Origin of the sequence: Corallococcus caeni (assembly GCF_036245865.1) — a bacterium.
Classification (GTDB): Bacteria; Myxococcota; Myxococcia; order Myxococcales; family Myxococcaceae; genus Corallococcus; species Corallococcus caeni.
Genome location: NZ_BTTW01000001.1, coordinates 1,139,501 through 1,163,130 on the forward strand (window position 1 = coordinate 1,139,501; position 23,630 = coordinate 1,163,130).

Genomic DNA, 23,630 nt, shown 5'->3' on the forward strand with positions numbered 1-23,630 from the left:
AGCAGAACCTCGTGACGGGGGGCGAGGCGCACGTCCGCCGCCGGCGCGAAGGCGCTCAGGGTCGGCAGGGCATGGAAGGTGACGGGCCTCATGACTCAATAGGAGTAAGACAGACGGACCCCACTGTCAACCTGGCGGGCTCCGCCGTGTTTCACGCCCGGAAATAAATCCCCGGAAAGAATATCCGTCGCGCGTGCCGTAGACGTGGCGGTTGGCGCCAGACGCCAGCCCCTGACTCCTCCGAGGGGGAAGTATGTCCACGTTTCACAAGAGCCTGCTGACGGCCTCCATGGCTCTCGTCGGCTTGAATGGGTGTGTCTACGGCTACATCTACGACGCGGCGTCCGGCAGTGCCGTGCAGGACGTGACGGTGACCGTCGCCTCCGGCATCTGTTCCGGCAATGGCTGCGGGACCAACCCCACGTTCCAGAAGACGGACTCGTCCGGCCTCTACGTCTTCGACGCGTACGGCAACCACAACGGCGAGGACCACATCCAGATCATCCTGCCGGCCTCCGGCGAGGAGGCCCTGCGGCTCGTCTACTCGCGCACGGGCTACCGCTCCGTCACCGTCTACCACCGGCCCAAGTACGAGACGGTGACGCAGGACGGGAACAGCTACGACATCTCCGCCGTGCAGCCCGTGTACCTGTGCGCGCTCTTCGCCACGGACACCGACGGCGACGGCGTCTGCGACGCGGCCGAGTCCCGCTACGGCACCAACCCCAACAGCTCCGACACGGACGGCGACCGCATCAGCGACTTCGCGGAGCTGTACGGCTACGGCGGCGTGGACCTGCACTACTGGGGCGCGGACCCTCGCAAGAAGGACGTCTTCGTGGAAGTGGACTACTACGCGGACCGCAAGCCCACGCAGGCGGCGCTGGACCGCGTGACGACGGCCTTCGCCAACGCGCCCGTCTCCAACCCCAACGGCTCCACGGGCATCGCGCTGCACCTGGTGCTGGACTCGCAGATCGCCGCCGCGGACGCCATCTCCAACCTGGACACCGGTTGGGTGGGCGTGGACACCATCAAGAGCAAGTACTTCGCGTCGCGCCGGGCGCCCTTCTTCCACTACGCCCTGTTCGCGAACACCTACGGCACGACGACCTCCAGCGGCCTGTCGCGCGGCATCCCCGCCCATGACCTCATCGTGACGCTGGGCGGCTGGTCCGTGCCGGGCGGCACGGAGCTGCAGCAGGCCGGCACGCTCATGCACGAGCTGGGACACAACATCGGCCTGCGCCACGGCGGCACCGACGACGCCAACTACAAGGCCAACTACCTGAGCGTGATGAACTACGAGTACCAGACGTTCGGCCTGCGCATCGACGGCGTGGACAACGTGATGGACTACTCGCGCGTCCGCGTCGCGTCCGTCAGCGAGGGCTCCCTCAACGAGGCCGCCGCCTTCGCGCCCGTCTTCCCCACCACGGAGGCGGACCTGGCGCACATCGGCGTGCGCATCAAGGGCGTGCAGGTCGCGGGCACCGCGAGCGCCAACCTGGACATCAACAACGACGGCGTCATCCAGACCACGTCCTACGCCCGGGACCTCAACCGCGACCTCGACACCCTGGACCTCTTCCCGGCCGCGCAGAATGACTGGCTGGCCCTGGTGTACGACGGCGCCGGGCAGATTGGCGACGGCTGGCTGGGCACCACCCAGGGCCTGAGCCGCCAGCAGCCCTTCTTCGTCGTCCCGGAGAAGACAGACTCCTGCCTCACGGAGCAGATGCTCCTCAAGCGGTAGTCCAGGACCTCACTCCCTGGGAAGTCCTCCCCGCCGGGTTCCTCTTCAGGAGGGACCCGGCGGTCGTTCATCCAGCCCCTGCCCGCGTAGACTCCGGCGCATGCCGCATGTCGCCCTCGTGGGATACGGACGTTTTGGACGCGCGCTGGGAACGCTGCTGGAGGCGGTGGGGGTGGAGCACCGCGCCCTGGACCCGGTGGCGGACATCCCGGAGCCGCTCCGCGCGCGCTCGGTGCATGAGCTGCTGGAGGGCGCGGAGCTGGTGGTGGTCGCGGTGCCGGTGCCCCAGATGCGGGACGTGCTGAGCGCCCTCAAGCCCCACCTGCGGCCGGAGCACCTGGTGCTGGACGTGGGCAGCGTGAAGGTGAAGCCCGTGGAGGCGCTGACAGAGGTGCTGGGCGCCAAGGTGCCATGGGTGGGCACGCATCCGCTCTTCGGCCCCTTGAGCCTGGCCATGGCCGAGCGCCCCATGCGCGTCGTGCTCTGCCCCAACCCGCTGCATCCGGAAGCAGCCCCGCGCGCCCGGCGCTTCTACGAGGGGCTGGGCTGCGAGGTCATTGAACAGACGCCGGAAGGCCATGACCGGGTGATGGCGCGCACGCACGCCCTCACGTTCTTCGTGGCCAAGGGGATGGTGGACTCGGGCGCGGCGGCGGACGTGCCCTTCGCGCCGGCCAGCTTCAAGGCGCTGTCGCGCACCATCGAGACCGTGCGCGCGGACGCGGGCCACCTCTTCAACGCCATCCAGCAGGAGAACCCCTTCGCCACGGAGGCGCGCGGGCGGCTGCTCGCGGCGCTCCAGGGCATCCACCGCGACCTGCAAGCCGCGCCCTCCGTGGAGGAGACCAAGGCGTCGAGCGTCGCCGCGCCCGGACTGGAACCGGCGGCGCCAGCCCCCCGGGAGCCGCGCGACCACATCGACGCGCTCGACCGGGAGCTGGTGGAGCTGCTCGCCCGCCGCGAGGAGCTGGCCCGCCGTCAGCGCCGCGCGCAGGTGTCCGGGAACGAGCCCGCGCGCACGGAGGCGCTGCTCGCCGTGCGCCGCGCGTGGGCCCGGGAGCTGGGCGTCGACGCGCAGGAGGTGGAGGCCATCTTCCGCGCCGTGCTGGGCAGCGGCCTGCGCTGACGGCGGCGCTAGAGGTACTCGTCCAGCCAGTCGAACATCCGGTGGTTGGCGACGGCCTGCGCGCCCTCCTGGCAGTGCAGGAGGCCGGTGTCCGCGGCGGTGAAGAGCATGTAGTCCCTCGGGCACTCCAGCGCGTCGAAGAGCAGCCGGGCCTGGCCCTGCGAGAACGCCTCGCCGGTGCCGTCCATCACCAGCGTGCGGCAGCGGATGCGGTGGACGACGGGGGTGTTGTCGTACCGGCGCAGTTCGAAGAGCAGGGCCGACGGCGTGCTGACGCCGTGCTTGAACATCGCGTCCTTCATGTACCAGCGGTACAGGAACACCTGATCCATCAACTGGGCCATGGCCGCGTCGAAGGCCTGGGGGTCGCTGTCGAGCAGCGGCATCACGTCCGGGAAGTAGGTGTTGAACTGCTCGAAGGACGCCGCGCCCCAGTCCAGGACGCCGGGGTTGGGGATGAGGATCTTGATGCGCCGCTCGAACGCGGCGGCGCGCGGCACCAGGGCTCCGCCCATGCTCCACCCCAGGAGCGCGATGCGCCGCGAGTCCACGCCCGCGATGCACAGGGCGAAGTCCACCACCGGGCGGATGACGTGCTCCCAGTCATGGCGGAAGGGCAGCCCCTGCTCGCGGATGGCCATGCCCTGGCCGGGCGCGTGCACGATGAGGCAGTGGTAGCCGCGCGCGAGCGCCGCGTCGATGACGTACTTGGACTCCTCCGGCCACGCGTCGCGGCCCTGCTGGAAGATGAGCAGCGGCGCGATGCTCCGGGCGCTCGGGGCGCGGAAGAAGTAGCCGGGCAGCGTGGTGCCCTCGTACGGGATGCGCACGGGCGTGCCCGGAAGCTTCAGCAGCGGGAGCGCCTTGTCGTAGGCCTCCACCGCCTTGCGCCCGGTGGCCACCACGCTCGGGTGGGTGGGGTCCGGGTGGTGGATGAGCGCGGCGCGGTAGTAGTTGGCGGCGCGCAGGTAGGCATTGCCCGCGCTGATGGGATGGCGGCGGGACAGGCTCGTGTCGCCCATGGCGCGGATGCGGTCGGCGGTGCGGACCCACTCGTTGGGCCAGCTCCAGTCATCCCCCGCGACGATGCGGGTCGCGGTGTCCAGCACCTCGCTGATGTCGGCCTGGGCGCTGTAGGTCGCGGCCAGGAAGTGCAGCAACTGGCTCTCCATGATGGGGTCCGCCATCAGCCCCAGCTCCCACCAGGGCCTGGGCTCCTCGGCGGCGGTGGCGGTCGTGGATGGCCGTCCCGCCGCGGTGGCGGTGGAGCCCCGGAGCAGCGCGAGCCCCCCGGTCAGTCCCAGGCTGGCCTGGATGAGGGAGCGACGATCCAATGAGATGCCCATGGTCTGCGACCTCCAGCGAAGTGGATGCTGGCGGGTCGAACACCGGGGGGCGGCCCTTCTGTCACCCGGCTCCCTGTCCCCTCTCAAGCAGCCGTCACCGGCGCGGGTTTGAATTCACCGCTCGGGATTCAGGGTGGAAATGGCGCTGTTGGTGGACCCAATGCGTTTGTTCAACTTCTGGAGCCACTGCATGAAGAAGACCGCACTGCTGACCTGCCTGCTTGGGCTGCTGGGAGCACTCCCGGCCGCCGCCGCTGAACTCAAGGACGTGTTCGGCAAGGAAGTGCCCATCGGGCAGGGCCGCCCCACCCTGGTGCTGTATGCCAACAAGGGCACCCGGGAAGAGCTGCGCCAGCATGCCTCCCAGTTCATCTATGAAGTGCGCCAGAAGAAGCCCATCGTCGTCATCCACGTGGACCTGCGCGACGTCCCGGGCCTCTTCAAGGGCATGGCGCGCGGCGAGCTCCGCAAGAGCCACGACGAGTCGCTCAACGCAATGAAGGAGCTGTTCCGTGAGAAGGGCGAAGCGCCTCCCCCGGAGCTGGACTCCTCGCTCTACATGGTCGCGGACTCCAAGGGAGAACCGCACCAGGCCATGGGGCTGGAGAAGGGCTTCGGCCGCGTGTTCGCCCAGGTGCTGAGCACCTCCGGGCAGGAGGTCGCACGGGGCGCCTTCTCGGACGGCGCCCAGAAGCTCAGCCAGGCCATGGTCGCCGCGCCCAGCGTGGCGTCTCGTCGGCCCTGACTTCACGGGGCGTGGACCCCACGCCCTCGCAACGCGTGGGTGGACGACAGGGCTTTAGAGGATTTACCTTGCTGACACGCTAGTCGCCTTTCACCTGGAACCCATGGAGGTGCATGGGATTCCAACGGTGGGGGCGACAGCACCTTCAGCCTCATTTCCCCTCGAGACCCTCCCCCATGTTCAAGTTCAAGACGTGCAGCCTCGCTGTGGTGGCCCTTGCCTTCAGCGCCTGTGGTCCCGCGCCGGAGGCCAAGGAGCCGGCGCCCGCCGGAGGCGACGTCGCGCAGGTGCAGTCCGAAGTGACGAAGGCCATCCCGGGTACGACGTGCGTGGTCGAAGCGACGACGCCCTACACGTATGACGTGGGAGGCCCCATCAGCGCTCAGGCCTCTGTCTGGGATTGCGACCAGGACTACCCCATCATCTACGTCTGCTCCACCGTGGAGAAGCGGTCGGTGAGCAGCACGGGCACCGTCACCTGGACGGCGCTGCCGGGCAGCCGCAGCTGCTACCCGGAGACGAACACCGACTTCGGCGGCCAGACGGCCAACCCCACGCCCTACGCGGCGGGCGTCTACCGTCAGCGCGCGCAGGCGGCCATCAAGCTCAACGCCACCACGTGGACCCCGGCGCAGCCGTCCTCCTGCACCACGCTCTCCAGCAACATCCCCTGCGCCTTCACGGCGGTGGTGTCCGGCAACGCCACGCTGTAGCGCGTGACACCGCGACGTGAAACATGACGGACTCCGGGTGCGAAGGCGGGCAGGCGTTTGGGCTATCCTCACGCCTCCCCGCTTCCCCCGGAGTCTTCCATGCACACCGAGTCCCCGCGCAGCGCCCGCTCCTCGAAGGCCATGACGTTCCTCCGCGTTCCCGTGCTGCTCGCCGTGGGCATGATGACGATGGGCAGCGGCCTGGGGAACCCGGGCTGTAACAGCGGCCCCTCCGAATGTGAGGACGGTTGCGCCATCGCGGGCTCCTATCACCTCCAGTTCACGGACAGCTCGCCTCCCGGCGCCGACTGCGAGGCCTTGGGGCTGGGACTGCCCACGGGCCCGCTCGTGCTGGCCTTTGACAACCCTACCGTCACGACGACGCTCAATGACGTGGAGCTGACCGGCCTCTACTTCGGCGAGTACCGCCTGGACCTCAGCCTCTACGGAAATCAGCCCCTCCCGGACGACAAGGGCTACTACTCCGTCCAGCTCGAGGCGCGGATGCTGGCGCCCGCGCCCGACAAGGCCTCGGCCCCCGCGAGCATCGAGGGCGAGTATGCGCTGACGGTCTACCCCGACAGTGACGCCGGCATCCCGAAGTGCAGCATCAAGCGGAACTTCACCGCGACGCGGTAGGGATTCCTCCGCGTGGGGCCTCGGCCCCCACTGCGGGTGCGGTAGGTTCGGGGCCATGCGTACCCCCCTCATGGCCTCACTGCTGTTCCTGATGATGTCTTCGCCAGCCCGGGCCGCGGTGCCCGCCGGCTTCGTGGAAACGAGCTATTCCTCCAACCAACTGTCCGCCGCGACGGGCATGGCGTGGGCCCCGGATGGTTCCGGGCGCCTGTTCATCACGCTGAAGAACGGCGTGGTGCGCACGGTGGCCCTGAAGGACGGCGCGCTGGAGACGCAGCCGGGCACCTCCACGCTGGTGACCCGCACGTTCGCCACGGAGCCCTCGGTCTACACCAACAGCGAGTGCGGGCTCATCGGCATCGCTTTCGACCCGAACTACGTGGTCAACCGGTACGTCTACTTCTTCGTCACCGTCTCCGCCTCCGAGCAGCGCATCGTCCGATACACGGACTCCAACGGCACGGGCATCGCGCGCACGGAGCTCGTCACGAAGCTGCCCACGAACGGCCAGAACCACGACGGCGGCGGGCTGGGCTTCGGCCCGGACGGCAAGCTCTACTGGTCCATAGGCGACCTGGGCAACGGCACCGGCGTGGACGCGGACCTGACGTCGATGGCGGCCAAGGTGAGCCGCGCCAACCTGGACGGCACGCCCGCCAATGACAACCCGTTCAACGACGGCGTGGGCCCCAACAGCGAATACGTCTGGGCGCGCGGACTGCGCAATCCGTTCACCTTCACGTTCCAGCCCGTCAACGGCCTGCTGTGGGTCAACGGCGTGGGCACGAACTACGAGCAGGTCTTCGTCGTGAACCGGCGCAGCCACGCCGGCTACAACGACTACGAGAACAACCAGCCCGTCACCAACGACTCCATCACCCCCGTCATCAAGTACCGCACCAACGGGGTGGACACGCGAAACCTCACCGCCACGGGCGCGGTGCGCAGCGGCGGCGTCACCACCTTCACCACCACGGGGGCGCATGGCTTTCGCAAGGGGGAGCGGCTCACCTTCGAAGGCGTGACGGACGCGAGCTTCAACGGCACCTTCTACGTCGCCAGCGCCAACAACGCGCCTGGCACCACCACCTTCACGGTGGCCCAGCCGGGCCTGCCGGATGCGACGAGCGGCGGGGGCACCGCGACGACGCAGGCCCTGGGCGGCTCCATCACGGGCGGCACCTTCTACGACGCCACCCTCTTCCCGCCGGAGTACCGCGGCAACTACTTCTTCGGCGACTACAACTCCGGCCAGGTGACGCGCGCCACGCTGGCGGCGGATGACTCGGTGGCGACGGTGGACGCGTGGGGGACGGGCTTCTCCTCCAGCGTGGACATGGCCGTGGGCCCGGACGGCGCGCTCTACGCCATCGGGCACACCGCCAGCGTCGTGCGGCGGGTGACGCCCGCGGCTACCGGCCAGAAGCTGGTCGTGTCGGGCCTCAACCTGCGCCTGATGGAGGGAGGCCGCGCGGTCTTCACCGTGCGGCTGGCCCAGGCGCCGGCCGCGCCCGTGACGGTGCGCGTGGCCCGGGCCCTGGGCGGTTCCGAGGACCTGCGCGTGCTGGGCGGTGACACCCTCACCTTCTCTCCGGAGAACTGGAGCGCGCCGCAGGTCGTCCTGCTCGAGGCGGCGGAGGACGCGGACGTGGTCGCGGACACCGCCACCTTCACCGTGTCCTCGGCGGGGCTGGCGGACGAGGCGGTGGTGGCCACCACCATCGACAACAACTCGCCCCGGCTGGTGCTGTCCACCGCCCGCGTCTCCGTGCCCGAGGGCGGCACCGCCCCCTTCACCGTGGCCCTGTCCGGCCAGCCCCCATCGACCGTCACCGTCACCGTGGCGCGCACCCAGGGAGACGCGGACCTCACCGTGGCCTCCGGGGGCACACTCACGTTCACCGTCTCCAACTGGAGCACGCCTCAGACCGTCACGCTCCAGGCCGCGCAGGACGCGGACAACGTGGACGGAGTGGCCACCATCACGGTCGCCATGCCGGGCCTGGACGCGCGCACGCTGGAGGCCGTGGAGGCGGACGACGAACCGCTGGCGCCCGCCATCTCCTCCACGCCCGTCACCACCGCCGTGGTGGGGACCGCGTACCGCTACGACGTGGAGGCGGTGGGCAGGCCGGTGCCCACCTATTCGCTGGAGGGCGCGCTGCCGCAGGGCATGAGCATCGACGCGGCCACCGGCCTCATCACCTGGACGCCGTCCGCGGCGGGCACCGTGGACGTGCACGTGCGCGTGGCCAACGGCGTGCCGCCGGACGCGGAGCAGACCTTCAGCATCACCACGAAGGCGGATGAGGCGCCGCGCGCCGTCCTCACGCGTCCCACCCACGGCGAGCGCGTGTCCGGCGCCATGGCGGAGTTCTTCGGCGACTGCGTGGACGACGTGGGCTGCACCCGCGCCGAGTTCTACGTGGACGGCACGCTGGAATACACAGACATCCGTTCGGACAACCACTTCCACTTCGGTGGCGAGCACAACCGCTGGGACACCACGGGACTGGCGCCGGGCCCGCACACCGTGCGCTTCGTCGTGGTGGACACGCTGGGGGTCGCGGCCGAGGCCACGGTGACGGTCTGCGTCGGGGACGGAAGCTGCGAGCCGGATGCCGGCACGGACGCGGGGACCGGTGGCACCGACGCGGGCACGAGCAATCCCCAGCCCGAGGAGGACTCCGGCTGCGGCTGCGGCGCGGCCCCGGTGGCCCCGCTCGCGTGGCTGGCGCTGGTCGCGCTGGCCACCCGTCGCAAGCGGTCGCGCGCGGAATGAGCCGCCGCTGAAACACGAACGGGAGGGCGCCCGTGTTGGACGCCCTCCCGCCGTTCTTCGTGTCCGGATACGGGATGCGGATTCCCAGCGCCGGTCAGGGGCGTGGTGTGTTCATCCCACCTGTCGCCTGGGAGTGGCTGTCCCGGCCCCATGGCATGCGCCATGCTCAAGCACGTCCGCCATGGCCTCCCTCCTCCAGGACCTCCGGCTCGCGCTGCGGCGGCTGCGCCGCAGTCCCACCTTCACCCTCGTGGCGGTGGCCACGCTGGCACTGGGCATTGGCGCCAATGTCGCCATCTTCAGCGTGGTGCACGCGGTGCTGCTGCGGCCATTGCCCATGCACGACGACGCCCGGCTCGTGCGGCTGTTCAGCGTGGGCCGGCAGGGTCCGGGGCCGACCTCGCCGCCGGACCTGATGGACCTGCGCGAACAGACGCGGGCCTTCGAGGGGCTCGCCGGCGTGGCGCCCGCGATGGTGACGCTCGGGGCGGACCGGACGGAGGCCTCGCCCATGAAGGTGCAGACCGGGCTGGTGACGGCCGGGTTCTTCCAGGTGCTGGGGCCCCGCGTGCAGCTGGGCCGCGCGATTCACGCCGGGGATGACAGGCCAGGAGCGCCCCAGGTCGCGGTGCTGTCCTACGCGCTCTGGCAGCGCCGCTTTGGGGGCAGCCCTGACGTGCTGGGCCGTGCGCTGAACCTGGGCGGGTCCCTGCCGTGGATGGTGGTGGGCGTGATGGCGCCGGGGTTCGACTTCCCCTCGCACGCGGAGCTGTGGACTCCGCTCGTCCAGGACGAGTCCATGACGAAGCCGGAGGCGCGCGGCGCGCACTGGCTGGAGGTGTACGGGCGGCTCGCGCCGGGCGTGAGCCTTGAGGGGGCGCGGGTCGATGCAGCGGCGGTCGCGCGGAGCCTGGCGGCGCGGTACCCGGCGACGAACGCGGACATGGGCGCGAGCGTGGAGCTGCTGCGCGACGTGCTGCTGGGCCAGGTGCGCCCCTCGCTGCTGGTGATGCTGGGCGCGGTGGGGCTGGTGCTGCTCATCGCCTGTGCCAACCTCATGCACCTGCTGCTGGCGCGGGCCGCGTCGCGCGAGGGGGAGACGTCCGTGCGCCTGGCATTGGGCGCCAGCTGGGGGCGCATCGCGCGGGAGTTGCTGATGGAGAGCGCGCTGCTGTCGGTGCTGGGCGGCGTAGGCGGGCTGCTCGCGGCCATGTGGGCGCTGGATGCGCTGGCGGCGTTCGGGCCCCGGAACATTCCACGCATCGACGAGGTGTCGCTCGACGGCACCGTGCTGGCGTTCACCGCGGGCCTGTCGGTGTTCACCACGCTCCTCTTCGGCATGGTGCCCGCGTGGCAGACGTCGCGAGTGGAGCTGGCGCGCGTGCTGCGGACCGTGGGCGAGGGCGCTGGAGGCGCCGCGCACCACCACCGCACGCGCGCGGCGCTCATCGTGGCGGAGACGGCGCTGGCGGTGTTGCTGCTGGTAAGCGCGGGCCTGCTCCTGCGCAGCTTCGTGCACCTGCGGCGCATCGACCCGGGTTTCCAGTCCGAGGGCGTGCTGACGGCGAAGCTCGGTCTGCCGCCCATCCGCTATGCCATGGGCAGCGCTGCGCCCGCGGCGTTCTACGACGGGCTTCTCGAACGGCTGCGAGCCCTTCCCGGCGTGGAGGCGGCGGGCGCGGTGAGTGGCCTGCCCATGGAGGGGAAGCGCTGGACGCTCGCGGTGCGCGACCCCCAGCGGCCGGTGCCGCCGGGCACGGAGCCCTGGCAGGCGAGCATCCGCATCATCACACCGGGGGCGCTGGAGGCGCTGCGCGTGTCCGTGCTTCGAGGCCGGGGGCTGTTGCCGGAGGACCGGGGCGCTGGGGGGCGCGCGGTGTTGATCAACGCGGAGGCCGCGCGGCGCTTCTGGCCGGGAGAGGACCCGCTGGGACGCACCGTGGACACGGACATGGACCTGGGCAACGGCGCCTTCGGGGGCCGGGTGGTGGGGGTGGTGGCGAACCTGGCCACGGAGGGACTGGCGGCGCCCGCCGCGCCGGAGGTGTACGTGCCCTATGAGCAGGCGCGGACCACGGACATGACGCTGGTGCTTCGCACTTCCGGAGAGCCCCTCGCGCTGGCGAGGGCGGTGCGCACGGAGGTCCGGGCGCTGGATGCGAACCTCGCGGTGGGCAGCGTGCGGACGCTGGCGTCGGTGGTGGATGGAACGGTGGCGCCGCTGCGCTTCTATCTCCTGCTGGCGAGCCTCTTCGCGGGGGTGGCGCTGGTGCTGGCGGCGGTGGGGCTCTACGGGGTGGTGGCCTACGCGGTGGTGCAGCGCACGCGCGAGTTGGGCATCCGCATGGCACTGGGAGCACGCGCCAGCCATCTCATGGGAATGGTGTTGAGCCACTACCTGCGGCTCACCGCGGTGGGGCTCATGCTGGGGCTCGGGCTCGCATGGGGCGCCAGCCGCGCGCTGTCGCACCTGCTCAACGGAGTGCGGCCCACGGATCCGCTCACGTATGGATTGGTGGTGGCGGTGCTCGGCGTCGTGGCGTTCCTGGCTGCGCTGCTGCCCGCGCGGAGGGCCGCGAACGTGCCCCCCGCGGTCGTGCTCCGGGCTGACTGAGCGGAGGAGTCAGCGCGCGACACCGACGGCCACTGCCCTGACGACCCGCCCTGCCCTCGCGCGCCGTGAGGGCTACGGGGTGAGGCGCTTGAAGAAGAGGACCGTGGGGTGCAGCTCACCGTCGGTGTGCCGCGCCCAGTCCGGAATCTCTCCGGCGCGCTGCCATTGGAAGTGCCGGTAGACGGCCTCCGCCTTCGAGCCCGCCAGCGTGTCGAGCACCAGCAGGGTGCGCCCCTGTCCCCGGGCGAACTGTTCGACCTCCTGGAGCAGCCGTGACGCGAGCCCCTGTCCCCGGGCTCGCGAATGCACGAGCAGCTTCTGCACCTCCGCGCGGTGCAGCCCGTTGGGACGCAGGGACGGCGCGAGCTGCACGGTGCCGTCGATGCGCCCATCCACCTCCGCGACCCAGAGCACCAGCCCCGGGCCCAGCGCCGCGAGGACGCCCCGCCAGTACTCCGCCGCCGCGTCCAGCGAGAGCGGCGGCAGGAAGCCCACCGACGCGCCTCCTTCGACGGAATCGATGAGCAGCTCGGCCAGCGCCTGCCGCTCCTCGGGGGTCCCCTGTTCGAGTCTCCGGATGGAAATCATCCGCGCCAGTCTAGCGGCTCATGGCCCGGAGCGTGGCGGCCGGGAAGGCACCGCCAGCCACGCCGCCACGGCGAGGCCATGGAACACGGTGAGCGGCAGGTAGAGGGCGCTCGCGACGGGGGCCAGCCCCTCCAGTCCCAGGTGCATCGCGCCCAGCCGGAGGAAGGCGCGGAAGGCGTTGAGCGCGAAGCCCACGCGGGCCAGCTGGCTCCAGCGGTCGCGCCCTCGCAATGCCAGCGCGAACGCTCCGGACGCCAGCGCATGGGCGGCCAGCAGGGGAAGGTAGAGGGCCACCACGCCTTGTGAGAAGGCATTCACCTGGCCCGCGAGCCGGGTGCGTTCCGCGGCGTCGGTGGTGGCCAGCCAGTCCCGCTGCCACGAGGCGACGACGCCGAACTCCCACGAGCGGACCGCCATCTCCACGGCCAGGAACACGAGGATCCACATCAGGCCCGCGAGCGCCCAGCCTCCCTGGCGTCCCAGGCGCTGGTGGACGGCGGCGTAGCCCGCGGGCAGACAGATGAAGCACGCGAGCAGGCTCGCGGCCCGGAACCGGTCCCAGGAAGAGAGCGCGAACGCGAAGGTCGCGGCGGTGTCCGACTCCAGCGGCGCCCGGGCCAGGATGACGCTCTGCGCGAGCTGGGCGAGGACGTAGAGCCCGAAGACGACGGCGCCCGTCACCTCCAGGGAACGGGCGTTGGGGCCGGACGTGGCTTCGGCCGGAAGGGCATGGGGCATGGCGCGAAGGTAGACTCCCGGGGCCCCACCCGCCTTCGCGCGCGGGCGGCGCACATTCGAGACCGGGCCCATGAAGGACTCCACCGTCGCGCCAGACTTCCACGACCACGCCTCGGGTCAGCACATCACGTCGCACCTTCACGGCGAGGGCCAGCTCCTGGTCGCGACGGAGGGACGGATGGAGCTCACGCTGGGGCACCGGTCCTCGTGGCTGGAGCCGGGGCAGGCGGTCTGGGTTCCGCCGGGACAGCCCCACGCGGCGACCGCGCTCTCCCCCACGGCCTTCCGGGGCGTCCTCATCGCGCAAGGGGCCTCCGCGCTACTGCCGTCGCGGCCGCGCCGCTTCACGACGAGCCCCCTGCTCCTCGCCACGCTCCCCGAGCTGACGGCGGGCCGTGCACGGCGGCGGGAGCTGGCGGCGGCGCTCCTCCTGGATGAGCTGCTCACCGGACTGCCCGTGCTGGCCTGGCCCGCCCTGCCCCGTGACCCGCGGCTGCTGGAGCTGTGCGCACGCGTGGCGGAAGACCTCTGCGCGGCGCCGGACCTGGACCGGGCGGCGCTGCGTACCGGGATGACCCGGCGTGCCTTCACCCAGCGCTTCCGCGCGGACACGGGGCACACCTGGGGTGGATGGCTGCGAGCCGCGAGGGCCGCGCGCGCCGCGGAGCTGCTCGCCGAGGGCATCAGCGTGACGGAGGCCGCCCTGGGGGTGGGCTATACGACGCCCAGTGCCTTCTCCGTGGCCTTCAAGCGCGTCACCGGGGTGAGCCCCGTCACCCTCACGCGCGAGCTGGGCGGGCCCGACACGCCCCGGCGATAGCGGCGCCCCACCTCACGGCTGGACCGGCTTCAAGGGCTTCGGCGCGGGCGTGACGCGGGCGCCGGTGAAGCGCAGCAGCTCGTCCATGAGGAGGCGGCGGCCCCGCTCCGGCCGCTCCAGGTGCACGAAGTGCGTCGCGCCCGGCAGCACCACGGCCTTCACGCTGGCCGCGTGGTTCAGGTGCTCCTGGAGGCGCGTGACGTCCTCCGGCCGGCTCCAGAAGTCGTTCTCCGCGCGCAGGAGGAGCACCTTCGCCGTGACGGAGGCCCCGTCCCACAGCTGCCGGCCCGTGGCCAGGTAGAAGCTGTCCTCCAGCGCCCCGGACGGCGCCCGGAAGGCGAACGGCGTGCGCGAGGCTCCCAGCGGATCACTCGCGAGCGCCTCGCGCTGGAACGACGCGGCCACCTCCGGATCGCGCCACTTCGCCCGCTCCGCCTCCTCCGCCGGGAGCTGCCGGTCCCACACCGCCATCAGCGACGCGCCCGTGTTCCACCGGTACGCGCCCATGCCCTCCGCGTTGAACCACCCCGGCCGCTTCGGATCCTCGAAGTCCGTGCCCCTGCCCAGCAGCTTGTGCTCCGCGCTGCCCGCGTACAGCGCGTTGAGCATCACCAGGTGGCTGACGTCGTCCGGGTGGAGGCTGGCGTACATGCCCGCCCAGTGCCCTCCGGTGGCCCACCCCACCAGCCCCACGCGGCGCTGCCCCGTGCGCGCCTTCACCCAGGCCACCACCGCGTGCACGTCCTGGACGACCTCGTGCGAACCCACCAGGGGCCGGCCCTTCGCGGGCGTGCTCATGGCCAGGGGCCGCGTGGAGCCGCCATAGCCCCGCGCGTCCATGAGGTACACGGCGTGCCCCGCCCGAGCGAGCTCCGCCGCGATGGAGCCGCCCTCCACCGGCAGGTCGAACGAGGCGCGCCCCGGCACCCGCGCGCCGTGCAGGAGGACGAGCGGCGGAAGGTTCGCCACCTGCATGCCGGAGTCCTTCACCTCGCGGACGGACACCTCGATGCCCTCCTCCGAAGGCACCAGGAACTCCGCGCGCGTCACCTCCGCCCGCGCGCCAGCGCCCCACAGCACGCCCAGCAGCACCAGGGTCCGGACCACGGCCGCGCCTTCGCGATGCATGCCCACCTTGCCTCCTGCTTCCGCCAACTGCGCGCGATTTTGCCAGGAGGCCCGCACGGACACACCTCCCGGCTCGCGAGGAAGCAACTGTCCGTTTCGCACGGGGAGGTGGGGACGTGGCGCGAAACGGATGGCGCATCGCCAGCGCGTGTGGTGTCACCCTCCTGCCGGGCCCCACGTACCGCCCGCGCTGGAGGTCACCCACGCCATGCAGGACGTCGACATCAAGACCGCGGATGGAGTGATGGACGCGAAGCTGTTCCAGCCGGAAGGCACCGGGCCGTGGCCCGCGGTCATCATGCTGACGGATGCCTTTGGCGTCCGGCCCGCCTTCGAGGACATGGCCCGGCGCCTGTCGAAGTCCGGCTTCGTCGTGCTGCTGCCCAACGTGTTCTACCGGGAAGCCCCCGCGTCGAAGCTGGAGCTCAAGGGCACCTTCGCGGACGAGTCCTTCCGCAAGCGCGTCTACGGCCTCATCGGCGCGCTGACGCCGGAGCGCCTGAAGGCGGACGCGGGCGCGGAGCTGGACTTCCTCTTCCGCCAGCCCTTCGTGAAGGGGCCGAAGGCGGGCGTGGCCGGCTACTGCTTCAGCGGCGGCATCGCCGTGCGCATGGGCGCGGACTTCCCGGACCGCATCGCCGCGGTGGCCTCGTCCCACGGCGGACGGCTGGCCACGGACGCGCCCGACAGCCCCCACCGCCTGGTGAACCAGGTGAAGGGTGAGCTGTACTTCGGCCACGCGGACCAGGACAACAGCATGCCCGCGGACGCCATCCGCACGCTGGAGGCGGCGCTGAAGGACGCGGGCGTGAAGCACCGCTCGGAGCTCTACCCCGGCGCGCAGCACGGCTACACGGTGCCGGGCACGCCCGCGTTCAACGCGGAGGTCGCGGAGACGCACTGGAGCCGCATCGTGGACCTGTTCGGCCGCACGCTGAAGGCCTGAGCGCAAGCCCGATGTCCGCGATGCACCAGCGGTTGCGCTCCATCTTCGGCGGCTCGGTGGGCAACCTCATCGAGTGGTACGACTTCTACGTCTACTCGGCGTTCTCGCTGTACTTCGCGCAGGCGTTCTTCCCGGACGCGGACCCGCTGGTGCGGCAGCTCAACACCGCCGGGGTGTTCGCGCTGGGCTTCCTCATCCGGCCGGTGGGCGGCTGGCTGATGGGGCTCTACGCGGACCTCCGGGGCCGCAGGTCCGCGCTGACGGTGTCCGTCACGCTGATGTGCCTGGGCTCGCTGGTCATCGCCGTGTGCCCCACGTACGCGCGCATCGGCGTGATGGCGCCCGTCGTGCTGATGCTCGCACGGCTGCTCCAGGGGCTCTCCCTGGGCGGCGAGTACGGCACCAGCGCCACCTACCTGAGCGAGGTGGCCACATCCCAACACCGGGGCTTCTACAGCTCCTTCCAGTACGTCACGCTCATCCTGGGGCAGCTGCTGGCCACGCTGACGCTGCTGGTGTTGCAGCGGCTGCTCCTGACGGGCCCGCAGTTGGAGGCGTGGGGCTGGCGCATCCCGTTTGGCATTGGCGCGGCGCTGGCCATCTTCGGCTTCTACATGCGGCGCAACATGGTGGAGACGGAGGCCTTCACCCGCGAGGCCGCGAAGCCGTCCGAGCACCACCCCATGCGGGAGCTCTTGCGCCACCCGAAGGAGATCGCCGTCGTGGTGGGGCTCACGATGGGCGGCACGCTGGCCTTCTACACGTACACCGTCTACATGCAGAAGTTCCTGGTGAACTCCGTGGGGCTGACGCGGGATGAGGCCACGCTCATCTCCGCGAGCTCGCTGTTCCTCTACATGCTGTTCCAGCCGGTGCTGGGCTTCGTCTCCGACAGGGTGGGCCGCAGGCCGGTGCTGATGGGGTTCGGCATCCTGGGCACGCTGTGCACCGTGCCGCTGCTCACCGCGCTGACGCGGACGCGGGACGCCTTCACCGCGTTCCTGCTGGTGCTGGCCGCGCTGATCATCCTCTCCGGCTACACGTCCATCAACGCGGTGGTGAAGGCGGAGCTGTTCCCCGCGCGCATCCGGGCGCTGGGCGTGGGGCTGCCCTACGCGCTGACGGTGTCCCTCTTCGGCGGCACCGCCGAGTACGTGGGCACGCGCCTGAAGCTGGCCGGGCACGAGGCGTGGTTCTTCTGGTACGTCACGGCCTGCATCTTCTGCTCGCTGCTCGTCTACACCGTGATGCCAGACACCCGGCGCCACAGCCGAATCGACGTCGTCACCTGAGACACCGGGTGGAAATGCCAGTCGTGGGCAGACGTGCTAGACGCGCGCGCCCATGACGGCTCCACTCCTGACGCTGCCCCTGCTGCTCTGCCTGGGACAGACGTCCGAACCCACGCCCACCGAGCCGCCCTTCCAGGCGCGGCTGTCCTTCTACGCCTTCGACGAGGACATCGACGCCGACGGCTCGGCCACGAGCTTCCACGCGGCGCTGGAAGGCCATACGCCGGAGCTCGCTTCGGGCCTGCGTGCGGAAGCCACGCTGTCGTTCTTCCTCTCCACGGCCCTGACCCAGGGCATTGCCTTGCAGGACTTCGGCAGCAACTTCCGGCTGCGCTACCGGCCCTCGGGATGGGAGGCGGGAGAGGGATTGACCGTGGCGGTCCACCCCATCACCACGCCGCGGCTCTACATGGGCTTCACCTGGCCGGTGACCTGGGAGCGGGTGGCCTTCCCCCGCCGCGGCGGGAACGAGTCCGCGCTGGAGCTGCGCCTGTCCCGGCGGCGGTGGGACGCCTTCGTGGCGCTCAAGTCCGCCAACGTGCTGGATGACCTGCGGCTGGACTTCTCACGCCGTTACGCCCTGCTCGCGGGCGGCTTCCTGGACGTCACGCCCGAGCTGCGGCTCGCCGTGAAGGGCACCGTGATGAACCGGGGGCAGGTCCCCGGCGCCGCGCCCCAGGGCGTCGAACTGCACGTCCCCGTGCGCGGAGCCTCGCTGGGCGCGCTCTGGCACCGGGGTGAGCCCGTGGGGAACAACGTCGACCTGACGCTCTACACGGGAGACCCGACCTTCTTCGAGCGCTTCTTCCAGCCGGAGGCGTACCCGGGGGGCTTCGGCGCCTCCGTGTCGCTGGAAGGCAGCCTCGTGTCCCAGGGCCTGCTGGATCCGGAGACCGCCCCGCCCCAGGGACGCACGCAGACGTCGGGTGCGGGTGCCCTGGAGGCGCGGGTGAAACAGGGCTTCTGGCGGGCGCACGCGCTGGCCTACGTCCGCACGCCGGGTTTCATCCAGGTGGACGTGCCCGGGTTCCCGCCGTACCAGGACTTCCGGAGCGGCGCGGAGACGCGCGCGGAGGTGTCCGGCACGCTGAGCAGCGACTACCACCTCCAGGCCTGGGGGCTGACGCCCGGGCTGCTCCTGCGCGTCACCCGGCCCGCCTCGCTCCGGAACGCGCCACTGGATCTCCCGGGCCGCAACTACACCGCGGTGTTCCATGGCCCCAACCAGCTCGATTTCCTGCCTGAAGGGGTGGACCCGAAGCCGATGGTGACGGTGAAGGCCACGGCCCGCTGGGACCTGGGGGCGGTGGCGGGCGTGCTGGCGGAGGTCTCCTACACCCACGACCCCAACCGGACCGTCTTCGAGGACGACGTGACCGGCATCGGCGAGCCAGTCCTCCAACCCGCCAGCGAGGTGGGCGTCAACGTGCTGCTCCAAGCCCGCTTCTGACGCTGGGAGTCAGGAGGGGGTGATTGGCGTCCGCGCGCGCCCGGGTGCGAGGATGGCGCTCCGCCCACCATGCGCACTGCTTCCGCCCGTCCCCTCTCCGACGCCGCCGTCCCTGAATCCACCGTCGTTCCGCTGGTCCAGCCCGCGGCCCGGCTCATGGCCCACGCCGCGGCCTGGCTGATGCTGGTGGGCCTGCTCACCGGCGGCTACGTCTCCGCGGCGATGACGGGCAAGGTGCCGGCGGATCCGCACATGGCGCTCGCCGCGCACCTGAACGCGCTGATGGGCACGTTCTTCCTGCTGGGCGTCGCGTGGACGCTGCCCATGCTCCGCTACGGCCCCGTGGGTCAGCGGCGGCTGGCCTGGGCGGTCATCGTCGCCAACTGGGCCAACTGGGGCATCACCTGCGTGAAGGCGTGGCTGCGGGTGTCCGGCGTGGACCTCATCGGGCAGCCCACCAACGACGCCGTGTTCGGCGCGCTCACCGTGTCGGTGGTGCTGCCCGTGCTCGTCGCCGCCGGCGCGTGGGTGTATGGCTTTCGCCGGACTGGAGCGCGCTGAACGTCAGAAGGCCGTGCGAGTGAGCGCGATGTCCGCGTTCGCCCAGGCCGTCTCGAAGCGCTGGCGCGCGGCGGAGGCTTCCGCCGTGCGGCCCTGCCCCTTCAGCGACTGCATGAGCCCGAAGAGGGCCCAGCCGTTGCCGGGGTTGCGGCGCAGGTCCTCCCGGTAGACGGCCTCCGCGGCCTTGTACTGCTTCGCGTCCAGCAGCGCCGCGCCCTGGTAGTGGCGCACGGGATAGAACCAGTCACTGGGCTCCGAGTAGGCCAGCTCGTCCGCGGCGCGCACCGCGTCGTCCCAGCGTGACAGCGCGTCCGCGCGGCCCTGGCGCTCGGCGATGGAGGCGTCGAGCACGCGGGCCGCCACGTCCAGCACGTCCTTCGCCGAGTTGTTCCCGGCGGTCAGCGTGTCGGGGACGCTCGCGGCCAGCTTCACCAGCTCCTCGTGCTCCGCGCGCGCCTGCTTGAAGTCCCCCTTCGCGGCGAGCGCCAGCCCGTGCGCGTGCAGCCACATCCCCGTCAGCACCGGGTACTTCGCGTCCGGCCGGGGCTCGGCGAGCAACGCGTCGAAGCGGCCGAAGCGCACCATCGCGAGCAGCGGCTCGGAGGCGAAGAAGTCCATGCCGGGCATCTGCGTCAGCATCTCCGGCGGCAGGACGCCCGAGGACTCGCGCGCGGCGCGGATGGATTCCTCGCGCCGTCCCTCCATGGACGCGGAGAACGACAGGAAGCCCCAGTTGTGCGCGAGGTACATCGGGTAGTACCCGATGGGGTCCACCTGGCGCAGATAGGCATTGTCCGCCTGGATGGCGCGGCGGTTGCTCTCCGAGGCGTCCGCGTAGCGGCCCACCCGCTGGTAGATGTGCGCCGGCATGTGCACGACGTGGCCCGCGTTCGGCATCAAGCCCGGCAACCGCTCCGCGGAGGGCAGCGCGCGCTCGGGGTGCTCCGAGGCCTCGACGGCGTGGATGTAATAGTGATTGGCGCCCGGATGGTTCGGAGCGCGCGCGAGCACCGCCTCCAGCCGCGAGACGATCTCCTCCGTCCCCGGCTCCGGCTTGCCCTCCAGCGTCCACAGCTTCCACGGGTTGAGGTTCATCAACGATTCAGCGAAGAGCACCTGCACGTCCAGGTCATCCGGGAAGCGCTTCGCCACGTCGCGCATGGCATTGGCGTAGGCCTGGGAGAAGGGCTTCATCTCGTCGGGCGTGCGGGGCTCGGGCCCGCCATAGCGTCGGGACAGCGCGCCGATGAGCGCCTGCTCCACGGGGGACGCCGAGGGGGCGAGCGCCTGGGCGCGTTGCAGGGCGGTCCACGCGGTCGCGGCCCGGTCCGGCAGCATGGGGACGTTGTAGTTGGGCCCCAGCACCAGGGCGGTGCCCCAGAAGCACATGGCGCAGGACGGATCCAGCTGGGCGGCGCGAGCGAACGAGCGCGCGGCCTCGTCGTGGTTGAAGGCATACGTGAGCCGCATGCCCTGGTCGAAGAAGGCCTGGGCCTCGGGAGACCGGGTGGTCACCTTGCGCTGGAAGTTCCCCAGGTCGTCGAAGAGGACGGCCCCCTGGGCGAGCGCCGTCATGCTCGAAAGGGCGGATGGCTTGCCATGCGCTCCGTGCGCGACCGGGCCTTCCTCCGGCGGGCGTGGGTCCTGCGCTCCGGCATACGTCCCCGACGCCAGCAACGACGGGATGAGGATGAACAGGAGTCGCGCGCGCATGAGGTCCCCCGGCCTGCAATCTCAAGGCAACGGTGGGGGGTGGCCGCGCGCGCGGCAATCCAACCCGGGGAGGGTGTCAAACCTGGCGGCGACACCCCTGCCCGGGGCCCTTCCCGACGGAGCGCCTACTTCTCCAGGTCGCCGACGATCTTCCCGAGCGGCGAGGGCGTGCCCATGAGCTTCTGGAACCGGCCGCGGTCATCCGAGCCCAGGTCGTAGTTCTCGAAGTTCGCGTCGTTCTTGTTCGCGCCGGGCCGGAAGCCCGAGTAGTCCTGGCGCGCGGGCAGCCCGTGCTCGGCGCGGATGGCGTTCTCCGTGGGGGCATTGGGCATGCGCGGCGTGGGGCGCAGGCCGACGGTCTCGAACTCCTCGCGCAGTTGCAGGCGCGTCTCCACGGTGTCCTTCATCCCGGCCGAGTGGTCGGGGTAGCGCTTGAAGACGTCCGCGTTGGAGTGCTTGCTCACCGCCAGCGGGCTCACCTGCGTGCCATTGGCGGCGCGCCAGGCGTGGACGGACTCGTGGCCCAGGCTGTTGAAGCGCTGGCCGGGGTCCTTCTCGTTGTAGTTGATGCGGCTGGCCTGCCCCGAGCTGGCCTGGCCGTCGTAGCGGTACGCCTGGCGCAGGGACGAGAGCGTGCCGTCGTAGCGCGGGCGCTGCGACATGGGCATGGACTCGTCGCGGCCGGAGTAGATGTCCGCCACCGTCAGCGGCTTCTGCGGCGTGCCCGTCGCGCCGGGGTTCACGTGCTGCGTGCGGCCGTTGAGCTCCGTCATCATCTGGTTGCCCACGGGGCGGCTCATCAGCTTGTTCGTGGAGTTGCGCGCGTCCTGCGTGAAGTCCGCGAAGTCCGCGCCGGACTGGCCGCTGTCACGGCGGGTCCGGATGCCCGGCAGGTCCGGGTGCACCACGCCGTGGTCCGCGGGCTTGAGGTTGTTCTTGCCGGCCTGCAGCTCCGAGGCCGTGGGCGCCTTCGGCTTCGACACCGTCTCCGGCTTCACCGTCTTGGGCGTCTCCAGCTTGGGGGGCGCGCTGGGGCTGCGCGTGCGGGAACCGGAGGAGAGGGACGGCGCGGAGAAGGAGGAGGAGCGCAGCTTCATGGGGGGCCTCGGATGCGGATGACGTGTGCCCATCCCTAGAGCAACCGCCGTGCCGCCTCCGGAGCGCCCCGGGGACGCAAGGCGTCCTCGTGATTCCAGGGGGTTGCCCCGCGCCCCGGGGCCCTGCCCTGATGACTGCTGTCGGGCCCCTGATGTCCGCTGTCACCAGGGGGGCCGGCCTAGAAGTTCACGGCGAAGAGGGGGATGGAGGGGCGGGGCTGCCATTGCCGCGTCCGTGCGCCGTCGCGGCGGGCCCGGAGGTCGCGCAGCTCCGCCTCCAGCTGGGTCTTCTCGTCGATGAGCGCCTGGCGGCGGGCCTTGTTCTCCCGCGCGATGCGCCCTCCCCGGCTGAAGCCCGTGACGATCATCACCACGCCCGCGACGCCAACGACCGTCAGAGGCACGCCGAAGAGGAGTTTGAGTTCGCGGTCCGTTCCGGAATCCATCAGGCCGTCGATGATCAGCGGAATGCCGAGGATCAGCGCCGCCGCGAGGATGAAGCCGAAGGTCGTCATGATCTTCGAGCTGCGCGGGCGGCCCAGCCGGATGCCGTCAATCTCCTCCTGGAGCAGGCCCACCCGCTGCGTCAGCTCCTGGATGCGCGCGTCCAGGCCTCCATCCGGAAAGGACGACGCAGGGAAGGGAACCTCCTGGGCATCCGCCGCGGGGGCCTGCGCCACCAGCAGCCGCGCGGAGTGCGCGGGTCCGTCCTCGGGCGCCAGCAGCGACAACGACGGGGACACGGGCGCGGAGGACAGCAGGACGGCGGCGAGCAACGACAGCATGGAGGGTACCTTCCGAAGACGGATGGGAGCGCGAGCCTAGCACCCACGCCTTCCCCGGAGAGTCCGCCCCCGTGGCGCCGGTCACCCGCCGAGCTTCGTGAGCATGAACGCGGCGAGGAAGCCCGCGACCGTGATGAGGCCGGTGAGCTCATGGGCGCCCTCGGTGGCCTCCGGCATCATCGTGTCCGCGAGCATGGCGAGGATGGCGCCAGCGGCCACGGCGGTGGTGCCCGCCACCACGCCGGGAGCAAAGCCCCGGAACACGATGTAGCCCAGCAGCGACGCCAGGCCGGAGATGAGCGCGATGCCGCCCCACACCCCGAAGACGTAGCCCCTGGAGCGCCCTGCCTGCCGCATCCCCGCGGCGGAGGAGAGGCCCTCCGGGACGTTGGAGAGGAAGACGGCCACGACGGCCACGAGGCTCACGGCGCCTCCGGCGATGAGGCTCACGCCGATGACGATGGACTCCGGGATGCCGTCGAGCAGCGCGCCCACGGCGAGCAGCCCCCACAGTCCGGCCTGGAGCCAGAGCGGCATCCCCTTCCCGTCCCCGTCGGCCCGTCCGGCCGGCTCAGCGCGCCTTCGCCTTGGAGCGCTTCACCTTGTTGGCCTGCTTGGCCAGGGCGGTGCGGGTGCTCTTGGGGAGCTTCGTGAGCGTGCGCTTCCGCTTGGCGGCGGTCGCGGCCTTCTTGATGTTCTTGCGCCCGGCGGCGCGCTGCTTGCTCGTGGCCATGGTGCTTGAAAGGTCCGCGCCCCTGGCCGCTCCTGCAACGGGGCCGCGTCCGCCCGCC

21 protein-coding genes are annotated in these 23,630 nt (G+C 71.1%); 12 read left to right on the top strand and 9 right to left on the bottom strand.

Annotation, left to right across the window (positions count from 1 at the left end):
- Nucleotides 1-253: 253 nt before the first annotated feature.
- Together AABA78_RS04490 and AABA78_RS04495 are read left to right on the top strand one after the other, a co-directional pair.
- Nucleotides 254-1,756, top strand: coding sequence for a zinc metalloprotease (locus tag AABA78_RS04490; protein ID WP_171413170.1), 1,503 nt, complete (start codon nucleotides 254-256; stop codon nucleotides 1,754-1,756).
- Nucleotides 1,757-1,856: 100 nt separating this feature from the next.
- Nucleotides 1,857-2,882 (top strand): prephenate dehydrogenase/arogenate dehydrogenase family protein, encoded by a 1,026-nt coding sequence (locus AABA78_RS04495; protein ID WP_338261787.1) that lies wholly within the window; start codon nucleotides 1,857-1,859, stop codon nucleotides 2,880-2,882.
- 8 nt (nucleotides 2,883-2,890) lie between these two features.
- On the opposite strand, the gene AABA78_RS04500 is transcribed toward AABA78_RS04495, so the two are convergent.
- A complete protein-coding gene (locus AABA78_RS04500; RefSeq protein WP_338261788.1) occupies nucleotides 2,891-4,228 on the bottom strand; it encodes an alpha/beta hydrolase family protein in 1,338 nt (445 codons plus the stop codon).
- A 190-nt stretch (nucleotides 4,229-4,418) separates the two neighbouring features.
- On the opposite strand from AABA78_RS04500, the gene AABA78_RS04505 reads away from it, so the two are divergent.
- The 5 genes from AABA78_RS04505 to AABA78_RS04525 all read left to right on the top strand — a co-directional run bounded on the left by AABA78_RS04505 (nucleotide 4,419) and on the right by AABA78_RS04525 (nucleotide 11,721).
- On the top strand, nucleotides 4,419-4,973 hold the full coding sequence (locus AABA78_RS04505; RefSeq protein WP_338261789.1) for a hypothetical protein: 555 nt from the start codon (nucleotides 4,419-4,421) through the stop codon (nucleotides 4,971-4,973).
- Between the two features lie 176 nt (nucleotides 4,974-5,149).
- Complete coding sequence (locus tag AABA78_RS04510; protein WP_338261790.1) at nucleotides 5,150-5,686, top strand: hypothetical protein; 537 nt, start codon at nucleotides 5,150-5,152, stop codon at nucleotides 5,684-5,686.
- A gap of 99 nt (nucleotides 5,687-5,785) precedes the next feature.
- Nucleotides 5,786-6,325 carry a hypothetical protein gene (locus AABA78_RS04515; protein WP_338261791.1) on the top strand — a complete coding sequence of 180 codons (540 nt, stop codon included), beginning with the start codon at nucleotides 5,786-5,788 and terminating at the stop codon, nucleotides 6,323-6,325.
- A 55-nt stretch (nucleotides 6,326-6,380) separates the two neighbouring features.
- The gene (locus AABA78_RS04520; protein ID WP_338261792.1) at nucleotides 6,381-9,107 is read left to right on the top strand and encodes a PQQ-dependent sugar dehydrogenase; all 2,727 of its coding nucleotides are present in this window, start codon (nucleotides 6,381-6,383) and stop codon (nucleotides 9,105-9,107) included.
- A 181-nt stretch (nucleotides 9,108-9,288) separates the two neighbouring features.
- The gene (locus tag AABA78_RS04525) at nucleotides 9,289-11,721 is read left to right on the top strand and encodes an ABC transporter permease (RefSeq protein WP_338261793.1); all 2,433 of its coding nucleotides are present in this window, start codon (nucleotides 9,289-9,291) and stop codon (nucleotides 11,719-11,721) included.
- 72 nt (nucleotides 11,722-11,793) lie between these two features.
- Here AABA78_RS04525 and AABA78_RS04530 read toward each other — a convergent pair whose 3' ends face one another.
- Nucleotides 11,794-12,309, bottom strand: a complete 516-nt coding sequence (locus AABA78_RS04530) for a GNAT family N-acetyltransferase (RefSeq protein WP_338261794.1) — start codon at nucleotides 12,307-12,309, stop codon at nucleotides 11,794-11,796.
- 18 nt (nucleotides 12,310-12,327) lie between these two features.
- Nucleotides 12,328-13,047: a hypothetical protein gene (locus AABA78_RS04535; RefSeq protein WP_338261795.1), complete on the bottom strand. Its 720-nt coding sequence runs from the start codon at nucleotides 13,045-13,047 to the stop codon at nucleotides 12,328-12,330.
- 70 nt (nucleotides 13,048-13,117) lie between these two features.
- Between AABA78_RS04535 and AABA78_RS04540 the strand changes: the two genes are divergently transcribed.
- Complete coding sequence (locus AABA78_RS04540) at nucleotides 13,118-13,867, top strand: AraC family transcriptional regulator (protein WP_338261796.1); 750 nt, start codon at nucleotides 13,118-13,120, stop codon at nucleotides 13,865-13,867.
- A 12-nt stretch (nucleotides 13,868-13,879) separates the two neighbouring features.
- Here the strand turns inward: AABA78_RS04540 and AABA78_RS04545 are convergent, their stop codons facing one another.
- Nucleotides 13,880-14,995 carry an alpha/beta fold hydrolase gene (locus tag AABA78_RS04545; RefSeq protein ID WP_338261797.1) on the bottom strand — a complete coding sequence of 372 codons (1,116 nt, stop codon included), beginning with the start codon at nucleotides 14,993-14,995 and terminating at the stop codon, nucleotides 13,880-13,882.
- A 208-nt stretch (nucleotides 14,996-15,203) separates the two neighbouring features.
- Here AABA78_RS04545 and AABA78_RS04550 point away from each other — a divergent pair, with 208 nt between their 5' ends.
- From AABA78_RS04550 to AABA78_RS04565, 4 genes are all read left to right on the top strand, one after another.
- On the top strand, nucleotides 15,204-15,941 hold the full coding sequence (locus tag AABA78_RS04550) for a dienelactone hydrolase family protein (protein ID WP_338261798.1): 738 nt from the start codon (nucleotides 15,204-15,206) through the stop codon (nucleotides 15,939-15,941).
- Between the two features lie 11 nt (nucleotides 15,942-15,952).
- Nucleotides 15,953-17,233, top strand: coding sequence for an MFS transporter (locus AABA78_RS04555; protein ID WP_338261799.1), 1,281 nt, complete (start codon nucleotides 15,953-15,955; stop codon nucleotides 17,231-17,233).
- A gap of 52 nt (nucleotides 17,234-17,285) precedes the next feature.
- Nucleotides 17,286-18,683, top strand: a complete 1,398-nt coding sequence (locus AABA78_RS04560; RefSeq protein ID WP_338261800.1) for a hypothetical protein — start codon at nucleotides 17,286-17,288, stop codon at nucleotides 18,681-18,683.
- A 69-nt stretch (nucleotides 18,684-18,752) separates the two neighbouring features.
- On the top strand, nucleotides 18,753-19,244 hold the full coding sequence (locus AABA78_RS04565) for a styrene oxide isomerase (protein WP_338261801.1): 492 nt from the start codon (nucleotides 18,753-18,755) through the stop codon (nucleotides 19,242-19,244).
- A gap of 3 nt (nucleotides 19,245-19,247) precedes the next feature.
- Here AABA78_RS04565 and AABA78_RS04570 read toward each other — a convergent pair whose 3' ends face one another.
- From AABA78_RS04570 to AABA78_RS04590, 5 genes are all read right to left on the bottom strand, one after another.
- Entirely contained in the window at nucleotides 19,248-20,957 is a 1,710-nt protein-coding gene (locus tag AABA78_RS04570) for a tetratricopeptide repeat protein (protein ID WP_338261802.1), read from the bottom strand.
- 125 nt (nucleotides 20,958-21,082) lie between these two features.
- Complete coding sequence (locus tag AABA78_RS04575) at nucleotides 21,083-22,054, bottom strand: M91 family zinc metallopeptidase (RefSeq protein ID WP_338261803.1); 972 nt, start codon at nucleotides 22,052-22,054, stop codon at nucleotides 21,083-21,085.
- A gap of 179 nt (nucleotides 22,055-22,233) precedes the next feature.
- Complete coding sequence (locus AABA78_RS04580) at nucleotides 22,234-22,839, bottom strand: hypothetical protein (protein ID WP_338261804.1); 606 nt, start codon at nucleotides 22,837-22,839, stop codon at nucleotides 22,234-22,236.
- Between the two features lie 81 nt (nucleotides 22,840-22,920).
- Nucleotides 22,921-23,376, bottom strand: coding sequence for a ZIP family metal transporter (locus AABA78_RS04585; protein ID WP_338261805.1), 456 nt, complete (start codon nucleotides 23,374-23,376; stop codon nucleotides 22,921-22,923).
- Nucleotides 23,377-23,410: 34 nt separating this feature from the next.
- A complete protein-coding gene (locus AABA78_RS04590; RefSeq protein WP_338261806.1) occupies nucleotides 23,411-23,572 on the bottom strand; it encodes a hypothetical protein in 162 nt (53 codons plus the stop codon).
- Nucleotides 23,573-23,630 lie beyond the last annotated feature (58 nt).

Coding starts and splice junctions, on each gene's coding strand:
- AABA78_RS04505 (WP_338261789.1), top strand. CDS start 4,419: ATGAAGAAGACCGCACTGCTGACCTGCCTGCTTGGGCTGCTGGGAGCA.
- AABA78_RS04565 (WP_338261801.1), top strand. CDS start 18,753: ATGCGCACTGCTTCCGCCCGTCCCCTCTCCGACGCCGCCGTCCCTGAA.
- AABA78_RS04515 (WP_338261791.1), top strand. CDS start 5,786: ATGCACACCGAGTCCCCGCGCAGCGCCCGCTCCTCGAAGGCCATGACG.
- AABA78_RS04525 (WP_338261793.1), top strand. CDS start 9,289: ATGGCCTCCCTCCTCCAGGACCTCCGGCTCGCGCTGCGGCGGCTGCGC.
- AABA78_RS04570 (WP_338261802.1), bottom strand. CDS start 20,957: ATGCGCGCGCGACTCCTGTTCATCCTCATCCCGTCGTTGCTGGCGTCG.
- AABA78_RS04590 (WP_338261806.1), bottom strand. CDS start 23,572: ATGGCCACGAGCAAGCAGCGCGCCGCCGGGCGCAAGAACATCAAGAAG.
- AABA78_RS04555 (WP_338261799.1), top strand. CDS start 15,953: ATGTCCGCGATGCACCAGCGGTTGCGCTCCATCTTCGGCGGCTCGGTG.
- AABA78_RS04530 (WP_338261794.1), bottom strand. CDS start 12,309: ATGATTTCCATCCGGAGACTCGAACAGGGGACCCCCGAGGAGCGGCAG.
- AABA78_RS04495 (WP_338261787.1), top strand. CDS start 1,857: ATGCCGCATGTCGCCCTCGTGGGATACGGACGTTTTGGACGCGCGCTG.
- AABA78_RS04550 (WP_338261798.1), top strand. CDS start 15,204: ATGCAGGACGTCGACATCAAGACCGCGGATGGAGTGATGGACGCGAAG.
- AABA78_RS04510 (WP_338261790.1), top strand. CDS start 5,150: ATGTTCAAGTTCAAGACGTGCAGCCTCGCTGTGGTGGCCCTTGCCTTC.
- AABA78_RS04540 (WP_338261796.1), top strand. CDS start 13,118: ATGAAGGACTCCACCGTCGCGCCAGACTTCCACGACCACGCCTCGGGT.
- AABA78_RS04490 (WP_171413170.1), top strand. CDS start 254: ATGTCCACGTTTCACAAGAGCCTGCTGACGGCCTCCATGGCTCTCGTC.
- AABA78_RS04580 (WP_338261804.1), bottom strand. CDS start 22,839: ATGCTGTCGTTGCTCGCCGCCGTCCTGCTGTCCTCCGCGCCCGTGTCC.
- AABA78_RS04575 (WP_338261803.1), bottom strand. CDS start 22,054: ATGAAGCTGCGCTCCTCCTCCTTCTCCGCGCCGTCCCTCTCCTCCGGT.
- AABA78_RS04585 (WP_338261805.1), bottom strand. CDS start 23,376: ATGCCGCTCTGGCTCCAGGCCGGACTGTGGGGGCTGCTCGCCGTGGGC.
- AABA78_RS04545 (WP_338261797.1), bottom strand. CDS start 14,995: ATGCATCGCGAAGGCGCGGCCGTGGTCCGGACCCTGGTGCTGCTGGGC.
- AABA78_RS04520 (WP_338261792.1), top strand. CDS start 6,381: ATGCGTACCCCCCTCATGGCCTCACTGCTGTTCCTGATGATGTCTTCG.
- AABA78_RS04500 (WP_338261788.1), bottom strand. CDS start 4,228: ATGGGCATCTCATTGGATCGTCGCTCCCTCATCCAGGCCAGCCTGGGA.
- AABA78_RS04560 (WP_338261800.1), top strand. CDS start 17,286: ATGACGGCTCCACTCCTGACGCTGCCCCTGCTGCTCTGCCTGGGACAG.
- AABA78_RS04535 (WP_338261795.1), bottom strand. CDS start 13,047: ATGCCCCATGCCCTTCCGGCCGAAGCCACGTCCGGCCCCAACGCCCGT.